The 11,964-nt window shown below is 68.6% G+C and carries 11 protein-coding genes; 7 read left to right on the forward strand and 4 right to left on the reverse strand.

The features are described from left to right. The first annotated feature begins 5 nt into the window (after positions 1 to 5). The 6 genes from M6E97_RS15905 (at position 6) to M6E97_RS15930 (ending at position 7,286) form a co-directional block, all read left to right on the forward strand. Positions 6 to 425 (forward strand): YybH family protein, encoded by a 420-nt coding sequence (locus M6E97_RS15905; protein ID WP_003087020.1) that lies wholly within the window; start codon positions 6 to 8, stop codon positions 423 to 425. Between the two features lie 18 nt (positions 426 to 443). Continuing rightward, positions 444 to 1,955 carry a purine-cytosine permease family protein gene (locus tag M6E97_RS15910; protein ID WP_003112429.1) on the forward strand — a complete coding sequence of 504 codons (1,512 nt, stop codon included), beginning with the start codon at positions 444 to 446 and terminating at the stop codon, positions 1,953 to 1,955. Between the two features lie 93 nt (positions 1,956 to 2,048). Beyond that, positions 2,049 to 3,440: a sodium:solute symporter gene (locus tag M6E97_RS15915; protein ID WP_003087011.1), complete on the forward strand. Its 1,392-nt coding sequence runs from the start codon at positions 2,049 to 2,051 to the stop codon at positions 3,438 to 3,440. 75 nt (positions 3,441 to 3,515) lie between these two features. Next, positions 3,516 to 5,117, forward strand: a complete 1,602-nt coding sequence (locus M6E97_RS15920; RefSeq protein WP_024947411.1) for a 5-guanidino-2-oxopentanoate decarboxylase — start codon at positions 3,516 to 3,518, stop codon at positions 5,115 to 5,117. A 13-nt stretch (positions 5,118 to 5,130) separates the two neighbouring features. Then, positions 5,131 to 6,513 carry an FAD-binding oxidoreductase gene (locus M6E97_RS15925; protein ID WP_033938824.1) on the forward strand — a complete coding sequence of 461 codons (1,383 nt, stop codon included), beginning with the start codon at positions 5,131 to 5,133 and terminating at the stop codon, positions 6,511 to 6,513. Between the two features lie 44 nt (positions 6,514 to 6,557). Further along, the gene (locus M6E97_RS15930; protein ID WP_009314810.1) at positions 6,558 to 7,286 is read left to right on the forward strand and encodes an MBL fold metallo-hydrolase; all 729 of its coding nucleotides are present in this window, start codon (positions 6,558 to 6,560) and stop codon (positions 7,284 to 7,286) included. 59 nt (positions 7,287 to 7,345) lie between these two features. Here M6E97_RS15930 and M6E97_RS15935 read toward each other — a convergent pair whose 3' ends face one another. Then, the gene (locus M6E97_RS15935; RefSeq protein ID WP_003087006.1) at positions 7,346 to 7,480 is read right to left on the reverse strand and encodes a PA1414 family protein; all 135 of its coding nucleotides are present in this window, start codon (positions 7,478 to 7,480) and stop codon (positions 7,346 to 7,348) included. 154 nt (positions 7,481 to 7,634) lie between these two features. Further along, positions 7,635 to 8,507: a putrescine utilization regulator PtrR gene (gene ptrR / locus M6E97_RS15940; protein WP_034005790.1), complete on the reverse strand. Its 873-nt coding sequence runs from the start codon at positions 8,505 to 8,507 to the stop codon at positions 7,635 to 7,637. Between the two features lie 104 nt (positions 8,508 to 8,611). Here ptrR and M6E97_RS15945 point away from each other — a divergent pair, with 104 nt between their 5' ends. Further along, positions 8,612 to 9,805 carry an MFS transporter gene (locus M6E97_RS15945; protein WP_003133268.1) on the forward strand — a complete coding sequence of 398 codons (1,194 nt, stop codon included), beginning with the start codon at positions 8,612 to 8,614 and terminating at the stop codon, positions 9,803 to 9,805. Here the strand turns inward: M6E97_RS15945 and M6E97_RS15950 are convergent. Further along, the gene (locus M6E97_RS15950; protein ID WP_033938826.1) at positions 9,765 to 10,676 is read right to left on the reverse strand and encodes a DMT family transporter; all 912 of its coding nucleotides are present in this window, start codon (positions 10,674 to 10,676) and stop codon (positions 9,765 to 9,767) included. The genes M6E97_RS15945 and M6E97_RS15950 overlap by 41 nt on opposite strands. A 195-nt stretch (positions 10,677 to 10,871) precedes the next feature. After that, positions 10,872 to 11,963 carry an extracellular solute-binding protein gene (locus tag M6E97_RS15955; protein WP_033938827.1) on the reverse strand — a complete coding sequence of 364 codons (1,092 nt, stop codon included), beginning with the start codon at positions 11,961 to 11,963 and terminating at the stop codon, positions 10,872 to 10,874. Position 11,964 lies beyond the last annotated feature (1 nt).

The following is an 11,964-nucleotide window of genomic DNA, read 5'->3' on the forward strand; positions in this document are numbered from 1 at the left end:
CGACCATGACCGACGACCGCGTCGAACAGGTGCTGGAGGCCGCCCGCCGACTGGTGGCGGCCTTCGCCCGCAACGATGCCGATGCCTATTTCGCCGCCTTCAGCGAGGACGCCAGCTTCATCTTCCACAACTGGCCTCAGCCGCTGCGCTCGCGCGCGGCCTACCGCGAGTTGTGGGAGCGCTGGCGACGCGAGGACGGCTTCGAAGTGCTGGCGTGCGAATCCAGCAATACCTGCGTCAGCCTGCAAGGCGACCTGGCGATCTTCAGCCACGACGTCGCCACCCGGCTGCGCCTCCAGGGAACGGAAAGCCTGAACCGGGAACGGGAAACCATCCTGTTCCGCCTAGAACAACAAGAAGGCCGTTGGCTGGCCTGCCATGAGCACTTGTCGGCGATGCCGGAGTACCTGCCATCGACTAGCTAGCTCTCCCGGGAGAACGTCATGGATAACAACAATAACCAACACGCAATCACACGCATCGAAACCTTCGGGGTCGAACAGATTCCCGACCACGAACGCAACGCCACGCCGGTCGATCTGTTCCGCATGATCTTCGGCGGCGCCAATACCTTCGCCACCGCCGTGCTCGGCAGCTTTCCGGTGCTCTTCGGGCTGTCCTTCCAGGCCGGGCTGTGGGCGATCCTGCTGGGCGTCACGCTGGGCGCGCTGATCCTCGCCCCGATGGGCCTGTTCGGCCCGCTCAACGGCACCAACAACGCGGTCTCCTCCGGCGCGCACTTCGGCGTGCACGGGCGCATCGTCGGCTCCTTCCTCTCGCTGCTGACCGCCATCGCCTTCTTCTCGCTCTCGGTATGGAGTTCCGGCGACGCCCTGGTCGGCGGCGCCCGGCGCCTGGTCGGCCTGGAAGAGAGCGAACTGAACCTGGGCCTGGCCTACGGCCTGTTCGCCGTGCTGGTGCTGACCGTATGCATCTACGGCTTCCGCTTCATGCTGCTGGTCAACAGGATCGCCGTGTGGGCCGCCAGCCTGCTGTTCCTGCTCGGCCTGTTCGCCTTCGCCGGCCCCTTCGACGCCGCCTACGCCGGCAGCGTGCAGCTCGGCCAGCCGGGCTTCTGGGCCGCCTTCATCGGCGCCACCCTGCTGGCCATGAGCAACCCGATCTCCTTCGGCGCCTTCCTGGGCGACTGGGCCCGCTACATCCCCCGCCAGACCTCGCAGGCACGGATCATGCTGGCGGTGATCGGCGCGCAGCTGGCGACCCTGGTTCCCTTCCTGTTCGGCCTCGCCACCGCGACCATCGTCGCCGTCCGCGCGCCGGACTACATCGCCGCCAACAACTACGTCGGCGGCCTGCTGGCCATCGCTCCCGGCTGGTTCTTCCTGCCGGTATGCCTGATCGCGGTGATCGGCGGCATGTCCACCGGCACCACTTCGCTGTACGGCACCGGGCTGGACATGTCCAGCGTGTTCCCGCGCCTGCTCTCGCGGGTGCAGGCCACGGTGCTGATCGGAGTCGCCTCGATCGGCTTCATCTTCGTCGGCCGCTTCGCCTTCAACCTGGTGCAGAGCGTCTCCACCTTCGCCGTGCTGATCGTCACCTGCACCACCCCGTGGATGGTGATCATGCTGATCGGCCTGCTGACCCGTCGCGGCTTCTACCGCCCGGACGACCTGCAGGTGTTCACCCGCGGCCAGCGCGGCGGCGCCTACTGGTTCGAGCACGGCTGGAACTGGCGCGGAATGGGCGCCTGGATTCCCAGCGCGGCAGCCGGCCTGGCCTTCGTCAACCTGCCGGGGCAATTCGTCGGTCCGCTCGGCGAACTGGCCGGCGGCATCGACCTCAGCCTGCCGGTCGCCCTCGGCCTGGCCGCCCTGCTCTACCTGGCACTGCTGCGCCTGTTCCCGGAACCGCCTTGCGTCTACGGCCCGCGAGGACCGCGCTGGGTACGCGCGCACGGCACGCGGAGGGCCCCTGCGATAGCCACCGCCTGAGGCGGGGTACACACACGGCGGGACGCCAGCGTCCCGCGCTTCCGGCGCCTCGCCGGATACAACAATGACAATGAGAAACTTGGGAGACCTGATATGGCCCTCGACATATTCGTCGTTCTGATCTACGCCGCGGGCATGATCGCGCTGGGCTGGTACGGCATGCGCCGCGCCAAGACCCGCGACGACTACCTGGTGGCCGGCCGCAACCTCGGCCCCGGCTTCTACCTGGGAACCATGGCCGCCACCGTCCTCGGCGGCGCCTCCACCATCGGCACCGTGCGCCTGGGCTACGTCCATGGCATCTCCGGCTTCTGGCTGTGCGGCGCGATCGGCCTCGGCATCGTCGGCCTCAGCCTGTTCCTGGCCAAGCCGCTGCTGAAGCTGAAGATCTACACCGTCACCCAGGTCCTGGAGCGTCGCTACAACCCCGCCGCGCGCCACGCCAGCGCCCTGATCATGCTGGTCTACGCACTGATGATCGGCGCCACCTCGACCATCGCCATCGGCACCGTCATGCAGGTCCTGTTCGGCCTGCCGTTCTGGGTCTCGATCCTGATCGGCGGCGGCGTCGTGGTGCTCTACTCCACCATCGGCGGCATGTGGTCGCTGACCCTGACCGACATCGTGCAGTTCCTGATCATGACCGTCGGCCTGGTGTTCCTGCTGATGCCGCTGTCGATCAACGACGCCGGCGGCTGGGACGCCCTGGTGGCCAAGCTGCCGGCCAGCTACTTCGACTTCACCGCGATCGGCTGGGACACCATCGTCACCTACTTCCTGATCTACTTCTTCGGCATCTTCATCGGCCAGGACATCTGGCAGCGGGTGTTCACCGCCCGCAGCGAGACCGTGGCCAAGGTCGCCGGCTCCGCCGCCGGTATCTACTGCGTGCTCTACGGCATGGCCGGAGCGCTGATCGGGATGGCCGCCAAGGTCCTGCTGCCGGACCTGGAGAACGTCAACAACGCCTTCGCCAGCGTGGTCGAGCACAGCCTGCCGAACGGCATCCGCGGCCTGGTCATCGCCGCCGCCCTGGCGGCGCTGATGTCCACCGCCAGCGCCGGCCTGCTGGCGGCGTCCACCACCGTCACCCAGGACCTGCTGCCGCGCCTGCGCCGCGGCCGCGGCCAGTCCGACAACGGCGACGTGCACGAGAACCGCATCGCCACCCTGCTGCTGGGCCTGGTAGTGCTCGGCATCGCCCTGGTGGTCAGCGACGTGATCAGCGCCCTGACCGTGGCCTACAACCTGCTGGTAGGTGGCATGCTGATCCCGCTGATCGGCGCGATCTACTGGAAGCGCGCCAGCACCGCCGGCGCCATCACCAGCATGACCCTGGGCTTCCTTACCGTGCTGGTGTTCATGATCAAGGACGGCCTCGACGCGAATACGCCGATCTACTACAGCCTGGCGGTCGGCCTGCTCAGCTTCGTCCTGGTCAGCCTGTTCTCGCGGCGCCCGACGGGTGTCGCCAGCGCCGCCTGAACCAGGCACAACCCCGACAGGCGAGGGACTTTCCCTCGCCTTTTCCATTCCCGAGAACATGAAAAAGGAACGGCCATGACCACCTGCGGCGAATTCCTCGTCAAGCAACTCGAAGCCTGGGGCGTCGAGACCGTCTTCGGCATCCCCGGCGTACATACCGTAGAACTCTACCGCGGCCTGCCCGGCAGCCGTATCCGCCATGTCACCCCGCGCCACGAGCAGGGCGCCGGCTTCATGGCGGACGGCTACGCACGGGTCACCGGCAAGCCCGGCGTGTGCTTCATCATCACCGGCCCGGGGATGACCAACATCCTCACCGCCATGGCCCAGGCCTACGCCGACTCGATTCCGATGCTGGTGATCTCCAGCGTCAACGAACGCGCGCGCCTGGCCCACGGCAACGGCTACCTGCACGAGCTGCCGAACCAGCGCAACCTGGTAGGCAACGTCTGCGCCTTCAGCCATACCCTGATGAGCGCCGAGGAGCTGCCGGCGGTGCTCGCCCGCGCCTTCGCCGTGTTCGACAGCGAGCGGCCGCGGCCGGTGCACATCGAGCTGCCGCTCGACGTCATCACCGCTCCCGCCGAACACCTGGCCCTGCGCCCGCGCACCGTCGCCAGCCGCCCGGCGCCGGCCCTCGCGCCCTTGCGCGAGGCCGCGGCGCGCCTGCGCAACGCGAAGAAGCCACTGCTGCTGCTCGGCGGCGGCTGCGTCGAGGCCGCCGCCGAAGCGCGTGCCCTGGCCGCCGCGCTGGACGCGCCGACTGCCCTGACGATCAACGCCAAGGGCCTGCTACCGGCCGACCACCCGCTGCTGCTGGGCAGCAACCAGTCCTGCGTGCCGGTACGCGAGCTGGCCGCCGAGGCCGACGTGGTGCTGGCCATCGGCACCGAGCTGGGCGAAACCGACTACGACGTGGTGTTCGACGGCGGCTTCGCCCTCGATGGCGAGTTGATCCGCATCGATATCGACCCACAGCAACTGATGCGCAACTACACGCCTAGCCTGGCCATCCACAGCGACGCCCGGCTGGCCATGCGCGTGCTGCTGGCCGAACTGCCGGGCGGAGAGGCCTCGCCGGACAGCCCCGGGGCCCAGCGCGCCGCCGCCGTGCGCCAGCGTCTGGCCGAAGACTTCGCCGGCTGGTCGCACTATCGCCAGCTGTTCGCCGCGATCCTCGCCGAGTGGCCGGACGCCCGCTTCGTCGGCGACTCGACCCAGACCGTCTACAGCGGCAACCACCTGGTCGATCTCGATGAGCCGCGCCGCTGGTTCAACGCCTCCACCGGCTACGGCACCCTCGGCTATGGCCTGCCCGCCGCCATCGGCGCCAAGCTCGGTGAGCCGGGACGCCCGGTGGTCAGCCTGATGGGCGACGGCGGCCTGCAGTTCACCCTGCCGGAACTGGCCAGCGCGGTGGAAGCCAAGGTCGGCATCGTCGTGCTGCTGTGGAACAACCACGGCTATGGCGAGATCAAGCGCTACATGGAGCGGCGCGAGATCACTCCGCTCGGGGTCGATATCTACACTCCGGACTTCCTCGCCATCGCCCGCGGCTTCGGCTGCGCCGCCGAACGCGCGCGCGATCTCGAGCACCTGCGCGAACTGCTGCGCGGCGCCCCGGCGGACCGTCCGCTGATCGTCGAGGTGCTGCAAGCCGCGCCCTTCCATCCCTGACCCGGAGCCCGCCATGGACGATTCCGAACTCTACCGCTCCCTCTGCGAGATCCTCGGCGCCCGTGGCGTGCGCGACAGTGCCGCGCTCGCCGGGCAGGACCCCGGCTACCATCCGCAGAACCTCGCCGGAAGCTTCCTGGTCCTGCCGGAAAGCACCGACCAGGTCGCTGCCGTGGTGCGTCTGTGCCGCCAGGCGGGACGCGCCCTGGTGCCCCAGGGCGGACTCACCGGTCTGGTCGGCGGCGGCGCCGCGCAAGCCGGCGACGTGCTGCTCTCGCTGCGCAGGCTGAACCGCATACACCGGCTGGATGCGGCCAGCCAGACCCTCGACCTCGACGCCGGCGTCACCCTCGAACAGGCCCAGGCGCTGGCCGCCGAGGCCGGACTCGACCCCGGCATCGATCTCGCCGCGCGCGGCAGCGCCAGCGTCGGCGGGCTGGTCGCGACCAACGCCGGCGGCATCCGCGCCTTCCGCTTCGGCACCATGCGCCAGCGCGTGCTCGGCCTGGAAGCGGTACTCGCCGACGGCAGCGTCTACAGCGACCTGCGCGGGCTGCTGAAGAACACCACCGGCTACGACCTCAAGCAGTTGTTCGTCGGCGCCGAAGGCACCCTCGGCATCGTCACCCGTTCGGTACTGCGCCTGGAGCCGTTGCAGCGTCCCGGCGCCACCGCCCTGCTCGGCCTGCCCGACGTCGACGCGGCGATCGCCATCGCCGCGCGCCTGCGCCGCGAGCACGCCGAACGCCTGTTCGCCTGCGAGATCCTCTGGCACGACTACCTGCAATGCACCGCCGCGCCCATGGGCGACAGCGCGCCGAGCCTGGCGCCCTGCCCTCTCTACCTGCTGGTGGAACTGGCCGAGGACCGCCACCTGGATGCCGGCGAGGCGCTCACCACCCTGCTGGAAGGCTGCTTCGAGGATGGTCTGGTGGAAGACGCCCTGCTCGCCGCCAACGAAACCCAGCGCCAGGCCATCTGGCGCCTGCGCGAAGACTCCGACGCGGCCATCCACGCCGGCGTCGACAGCCTGTCCTTCGACGTATCGCTGCCGGTGCCAGCCCTGGCCGGCTACGTCGAGCGCATCCGGCGGCGCCTGGACGACCTGGTGGAGGGCATGCGGGTCTTCCTCTTCGGCCATTTCCTCGACGGCAACCTGCACGTCATGCTCGCCGCCGACGTCCCGCTGCTGCCGCTGCACCAGGCGGTGGAGGAAATCCTCTACGGCGAGTTGGGCGAATGCGCTGGCGTGATCTCCGCCGAGCACGGCATCGGCCTGGAGAAGAAGGAAGCTCTGGGTCGCTACGCCGATCCGCTGAAGCTCGCGCTGATGGCGCAGATCAAGGAACTGCTCGACCCCAGCGGACTGTTCAACCCGGGCAAGGTCATACCCTGAACGCCTATCCTCCTGGGATAGCCTTTCCACCGACAGAGACCGCGATGAGAATCGTCAGCCGCGACCGCTGGTTCGAAACCCGGCACTTCTACAACGGCATCAGCCTGATCCACGAGCCCTACGTGCGCCCCTTCTATCGCTGCAACATGTGGCATGTCCAGGGCCGCGAGCGCGACGTGCTGGTGGACAGCGGCTCCGGTCTGGTCAGCCTGCGCGAGCAACTGCCCTGGCTCACCGCACGACCGCTGCTGGCGGTGGCCAGCCACACCCACTTCGACCATATCGCCGGCCACCACGAATTCGCCGAGCGCCTGGCGCATCCGGCCGAGGCGGAGATCCTCGCCGCGCCGGACGGCGACAACACCCTGGCGCGCGCCTATGTCGGCGACGAGATGTTCGAGGCGCATCCGGAGTGCCCGCTGTGCTACGCCGAATACCGGGTGCGAGCAGCGCCGGCGACCCGCCTGATCGACGAAGGCGACGTGCTCGATCTCGGCGACCGCGTGCTGCAGGTGCTGCACACGCCCGGGCACTCGCCGGGCGGCATCAGCCTGTGGGAAGCGGCGACACAGACGCTGTTTTCTGGCGACATCGTCTACGACGGTCCGCTGGTCGAGGACGCCTATCATTCCAACCTCGACGACTATGCCGCCAGCCTCGCGCGCCTGCGCGAGCTACCGGTGCGCACCGTGCATGGTGGGCATTTCGCGAGCTTTTCCGGGGAGCGTTTGCGGGAAATGATCGTCGCCTGGTTCAGGAACCACGATCGATAGGCCAAAACCGGGACTCTGGCCAGCGCCACAGGCGGAGGCCAGAGCGTCGGGGAACCGGCTCAGCGACGTTGCCGCGCGGCGAGGCGCCGGCGTTGCTCGTCGTTTTCCACCGGGATGGGTTGCATGCGCGGGGGCTCGATCAGGCCAAGGGCGACACCGAGTTGCCACGCCAGGTTTTGCAGCCAGAGTTTCATGACAGGCCCCTTGTCCAAGGGAAGGAGAATCGGGCGACCTGACAAGTCAGGTCGCCCTAGGAAAGAGTAGACCGGCGTCCCACTCTCCGCACGTTCCACTCCGTCCTTGGAAACAACTTTACTGCGGGAAACCGGCCCCGGACCCTGACCTGAATCAAGCCAACGCCGATTCCCGCCCTTGCAGGAGACCGATCCAGGCCTTCAGGTTGGCGCCGACCATGCCCTTGCGCCAGACCAGCCAAGTACTCGCCCGGGCGAACGGTTCGGCCAGCGCATGCACCGCCACCGACTCCCGCCCCGGCAGGCTTTGCAGCATCGACACCGGCATCAGCGCCACCCCGCCGCCGGCCACCACGCAGGCCAGCATGCTGTGGTAGGACTCGATCTCCATCACCCGGCCCATGCTCACCCGCGCGCTGGCGAACCAGGACTCCAGCAGCAGGCGATAGGAGCAGCGCGGGCGGAAGGCGATCACCGCGCTGCCGGCCACGCCCTCGGGACCGCGCACCGGCGGGTGGCCATTCTCGGTGACCAGCACCATGCGCTCCTCGAACATCGGCAGGCCCTCCAGGCCGTCGAAGTCCAGCGGGCCGTCCACCAGCACGGCATCCAGGCGCCCGCCCAGCAGCGACTCGACCAGCTCGCCGCTGGGCGCGGTCTGCAATTGCAGGTTCACCGCCGGATAGCGCCGGTGGTATTCCGCCAGGCGCGGCGGCAGATGGATCGCCGCGGTGCTGTACATCGAGCCGAGGGCGAAATCGCCCACCGGTTCGCCCCCCTGCACCGCCGCGCGCGCCTCCTCCTGCAGGGCGAACAGCCGCGCGGCGTAGTCCAGCAGGACCTTGCCGGCCGGCGACAGTTGCAGGCGCTGGCGTTCGCGGAGGAACAGGTCGACGCCAAGCTGTTCCTCCAGTTGCCGCAGGCGCGTCGACAGGTTCGACGGCACCCGGTGCAGGCGCTCGGCGGCGCGGGCGATGGAGCCTTCTTCGGCGACCGCCTGGAAGATCCTCAACTGGCCGAACTCCACGGTTAATTCTCCAAAACAGAACAAGTAATTCACGATTATTCATTTTTACAGAATTGCCGCAAGGCCTAACCTGCTGCCATTCATCCCCCGGCAGGAATCCGCACATGTCCCGTGATTTTCTTCGTTCGCCGCTGGTCGGCCTGCTCGCCTGCCTGCTGGCGCTGGTGGTCGCCATGGGGGTCGGGCGCTTCTCCCTGACCCCGCAACTGCCGCACCTGATCCGCGAAGGCCAGCTCGACCTGACCGGCGCCGGCCTGCTGGCCGCCGCCAACTACCTCGGCTACCTGGTCGGCGCGCTGGACGCGCTGTTCGCCCGCGAAGCGCGGCAGGCGCGCTTGCGCCTGCTGGTCGGGCTATGGGCCTGCTTCGGCCTGACCCTGGCCTCGGTCTGGGCCGAGGGCTTCTGGCCGCACGCGCTGCTGCGCTTCGGTCTTGGCGTAGCCAGCGCCTGGGTCCTGATCATGGTCACCGCCCTCAGCCAGCGCCTCGCCGCGGAAAGCGGTCGGGCCCGGCTGGGCGCGCTGGTGTTCGCCGGCCCCGGCATCGGGGTGATGGTCACCGGCCTGCTGGCGGCATTGGGCAACGCCCTGGGCCAGGACTCGGTGTTCATCTGGAAGCTCTTCGCCGACCTCGCGCTGGTCCTGATCCTCATGCTCCTGCCGCTGCTGCCGCGCCCGGCCGCACGCAGCGCCGGCCACGACGCGCCTGCAACGGCAAGCGAGAACGCCGGCCTCGGCCGCCTGACCTGGGCCTACGGACTGGTCGGCCTCGGCTACATCATCCCGGCCACCTTTCTCTCGCAGATGGCCGCGGCGCGTTTCCACGGGCAATGGCAGGCCGATCTGTTCTGGCCCTGCTTCGGCCTGGCCTCGGCCACCGGGGTAGTGCTGATCAGCCTGCGCCGGCAGCGCCCGGACGGGACCCGCCGCTGGCTGGTCGGCGCGCTCTGGCTACAGGCCCTCGGCGTGCTCGCCTGCCTGCTGCCGGGGATCGGCGGACTGGCCCTGGGGGTAGTGCTGACCGGCCTGCCGTTCCTCGCCGGCATGCAACTGGTGATGCAATACGCCCGCGAACTGGCGCCGCATACGCCGCAGCGCAACGCCGGCCAACTGACCACCGGTTTCGCCCTCGGCCAGTTGCTCGGCCCGCTGCTGGCGGCGCTCAGCACGCATTTCGCCGGCGGCCTGCAACCGGCGCTGGCGCTCGCCGGGCTCGGCCTGGTCTTCGCCGGCCTGCTGTTGCGCCGGTCGCACTCGCTCAGCGTCGCAGCAGGCGTCGCAGCCACTGCTCGCCGCTGACCAGGGTGATGCCGGCGAGGACCAGCGCCGCGCCGGCGACGAAGTTCAGGCTGAGCGGCTCGCCCAGCAGCAATACGCCGAAGGTGACGCCGAACAGGGGGGTCATGAAGGAGAAGATCGCCAGGTTGTTCGCCAGGTAGCGACGCAGCAGCCAGAACCAGCAGAAGTAGCTGGCGAACGACACCACCACGCCCTGGAACAGCACGCTGGCGGTGCTCACCGGGGTCCAGCGGACCTCGCCGAACTGGCCGCTGAAAAGAGCGATCAACAATAACCCGGCGCATGCCACGAACAATTGGTAGAACAGCGTCAGGCTTGGCGGTGCCTCGGACAGCCGGGTGCCGCGCACTGCCACCGTGGTCGCGCCCCAGGACATCCCGGCGAGCAGGCCGAAAGCGTCGCCGAGCAGCATCCGCCCATCCATTTCCGCCCACGACAGGCCTCCGCCGAAGGCCATCGCGATGCCGCCGAAGCACACCGCCACGCCCAGCCACTGCAAGGGCCGCAGGCGTTCGCTGGGAAGCAGGAAGTGCAGCCCGAGGGCAGAGAAGATCGGCGCGGTATAGAGGAACACCGACATGTGCGAAGCCGTGGTGTATTGCAGGCCGAGGGCGATGAACAGGAACTCCAGGGCGAACAGCGTGCCGGTCAGCAGGCCGGCGCCCAGGGTGCCCTGGCGCAAGCCCTCCCAGCCGCCGCGCCAGCACATCAGCAGGCCGACCAGGGTGGCGGCGATGCCGGAACGGATGGCCGCCTGCATCACCGGCGCGATGTCCGTCGCCGCCCACTTGATGGTCACCTGCTGGATGCCCCAGATCACGCAGAGCAACAGCATCGTCTGGAAGGCGAAGGCATCGGCGGACTTACGCATGGCGGACTCACAGGCAGGCATGGAAGGAAGCGGCCGCCAGCGGCGACCGTCGGGCAGCGCCATTATGGACAAGCCGGCGCGCCCGGTCGAAGCCTGGAAGCGACCTCCAGCGGGTCGTGGGCGGCGGTTCCGGCCTGCTTGCCTGGCCTGGGGGACGCTATCCGTCCTGCGAACCCGCCATCTGGCCGCGGCCGCTCACTTGCCGGTCTTGATCCTGCTCCAGGTCCGCGTGCGCAGCCGCTCCAGCTTCGGCGGCAGCATCTCCACCGAATACAGGCTGGCCTGCACTTCTTCCGGCGGGTAGACGTTCGGATTGTCGCGCAACTCCGCCGAGATCAAACCGTCCGCCGCCTTGTTCGGGTTGGCGTAGGCCACGTAGTCGGAGATCGGCGCCACCACCTCCGGGCGCAGCAGGTAGTCGAGGAAGGCGTGCGCCTGCTCGACGTTCTTCGCGTCGCGCGGAATCGCCAGCACGTCGAACCAGGCCGCGGCGCCCTCCTTCGGAATGCGGTACTCGATGCGTATGCCGTTCTTCGCTTCCCTGGCCCGGTTGGCCGCCTGCATCGCTCCGCCGGACCAGGCGATGGCCACGCAGACGTTGCCGTTGGCCAGGTCGCTGACGAACTTCGAGGAACTGAAGTAGGTGATGTACGGGCGCAGCTTCGCCAGGTGCTCCTCGGCTCGGCGGTAGTCTTCCGGTTGGTGGCTGTTGGGCGACAGGCCGAGATAGTGCAGCACCTCGGGGATCACCTCGGTGGGCGAGTCGAGGAAGGCCACGCCGCACTGTTGCAGCTTCGCCAGGTTCTCCGGCTTGAACACCAGGTCCCAGGAGTCCAGCGGCGCATCGTCGCCGAGCACCGCGCGGACCTTGTCGAGGTTGTAGGCGATGCCGTTGGTGCCCCACATGTAGGGCATCACGTAGCGGTTGCCGGGGTCCTTGCCCGCAAGCACCTTGAGCAGGGCCGGGTTGAGGTTCTTCCAGTTCGGCAGCTTGCTCTTGTCCAGCGGCTGGAACACTTCGGCCTTCAGGTAGTTGGGCAGGAAGCTGTCGCTGGGCACCACCAGGTCGTAGCCGGAATGCCCGGACAGCAGCTTGGCCTCGAGCACCTCGTTGCTGTCGTAGACGTCGTACTTCGGCGCGATGCCGGTCTGCGCCTGGAAGTTCTTCAGGGTGTCCGGGGCGATGTAGTCGAACCAGTTGTAGATCCGTACTTCCGGCGCGGCCTGGACCAGCCCGGCGGAAGCGGCCAGCGCGAGGCCGGCCAGCAGCTTGCGAGTCGATTGCATG

The sequence above is a fragment of the Pseudomonas sp. B111 genome, assembly GCF_026428275.1.
GTDB lineage: Bacteria > Pseudomonadota > Gammaproteobacteria > Pseudomonadales > Pseudomonadaceae > Pseudomonas > Pseudomonas aeruginosa.

What these genes read in the sequence shown, in the direction of transcription:
- M6E97_RS15915 (WP_003087011.1), top strand. Translation starts at nt 2,049, where the DNA reads ATGGCCCTCGACATATTCGTCGTTCTGATCTACGCCGCGGGCATGATC.
- M6E97_RS15925 (WP_033938824.1), top strand. Translation starts at nt 5,131, where the DNA reads ATGGACGATTCCGAACTCTACCGCTCCCTCTGCGAGATCCTCGGCGCC.
- M6E97_RS15920 (WP_024947411.1), top strand. Translation starts at nt 3,516, where the DNA reads ATGACCACCTGCGGCGAATTCCTCGTCAAGCAACTCGAAGCCTGGGGC.
- M6E97_RS15935 (WP_003087006.1), bottom strand. Translation starts at nt 7,480, where the DNA reads ATGAAACTCTGGCTGCAAAACCTGGCGTGGCAACTCGGTGTCGCCCTT.
- M6E97_RS15955 (WP_033938827.1), bottom strand. Translation starts at nt 11,963, where the DNA reads ATGCAATCGACTCGCAAGCTGCTGGCCGGCCTCGCGCTGGCCGCTTCC.
- M6E97_RS15945 (WP_003133268.1), top strand. Translation starts at nt 8,612, where the DNA reads ATGTCCCGTGATTTTCTTCGTTCGCCGCTGGTCGGCCTGCTCGCCTGC.
- M6E97_RS15950 (WP_033938826.1), bottom strand. Translation starts at nt 10,676, where the DNA reads ATGCGTAAGTCCGCCGATGCCTTCGCCTTCCAGACGATGCTGTTGCTC.
- M6E97_RS15930 (WP_009314810.1), top strand. Translation starts at nt 6,558, where the DNA reads ATGAGAATCGTCAGCCGCGACCGCTGGTTCGAAACCCGGCACTTCTAC.
- M6E97_RS15910 (WP_003112429.1), top strand. Translation starts at nt 444, where the DNA reads ATGGATAACAACAATAACCAACACGCAATCACACGCATCGAAACCTTC.
- M6E97_RS15905 (WP_003087020.1), top strand. Translation starts at nt 6, where the DNA reads ATGACCGACGACCGCGTCGAACAGGTGCTGGAGGCCGCCCGCCGACTG.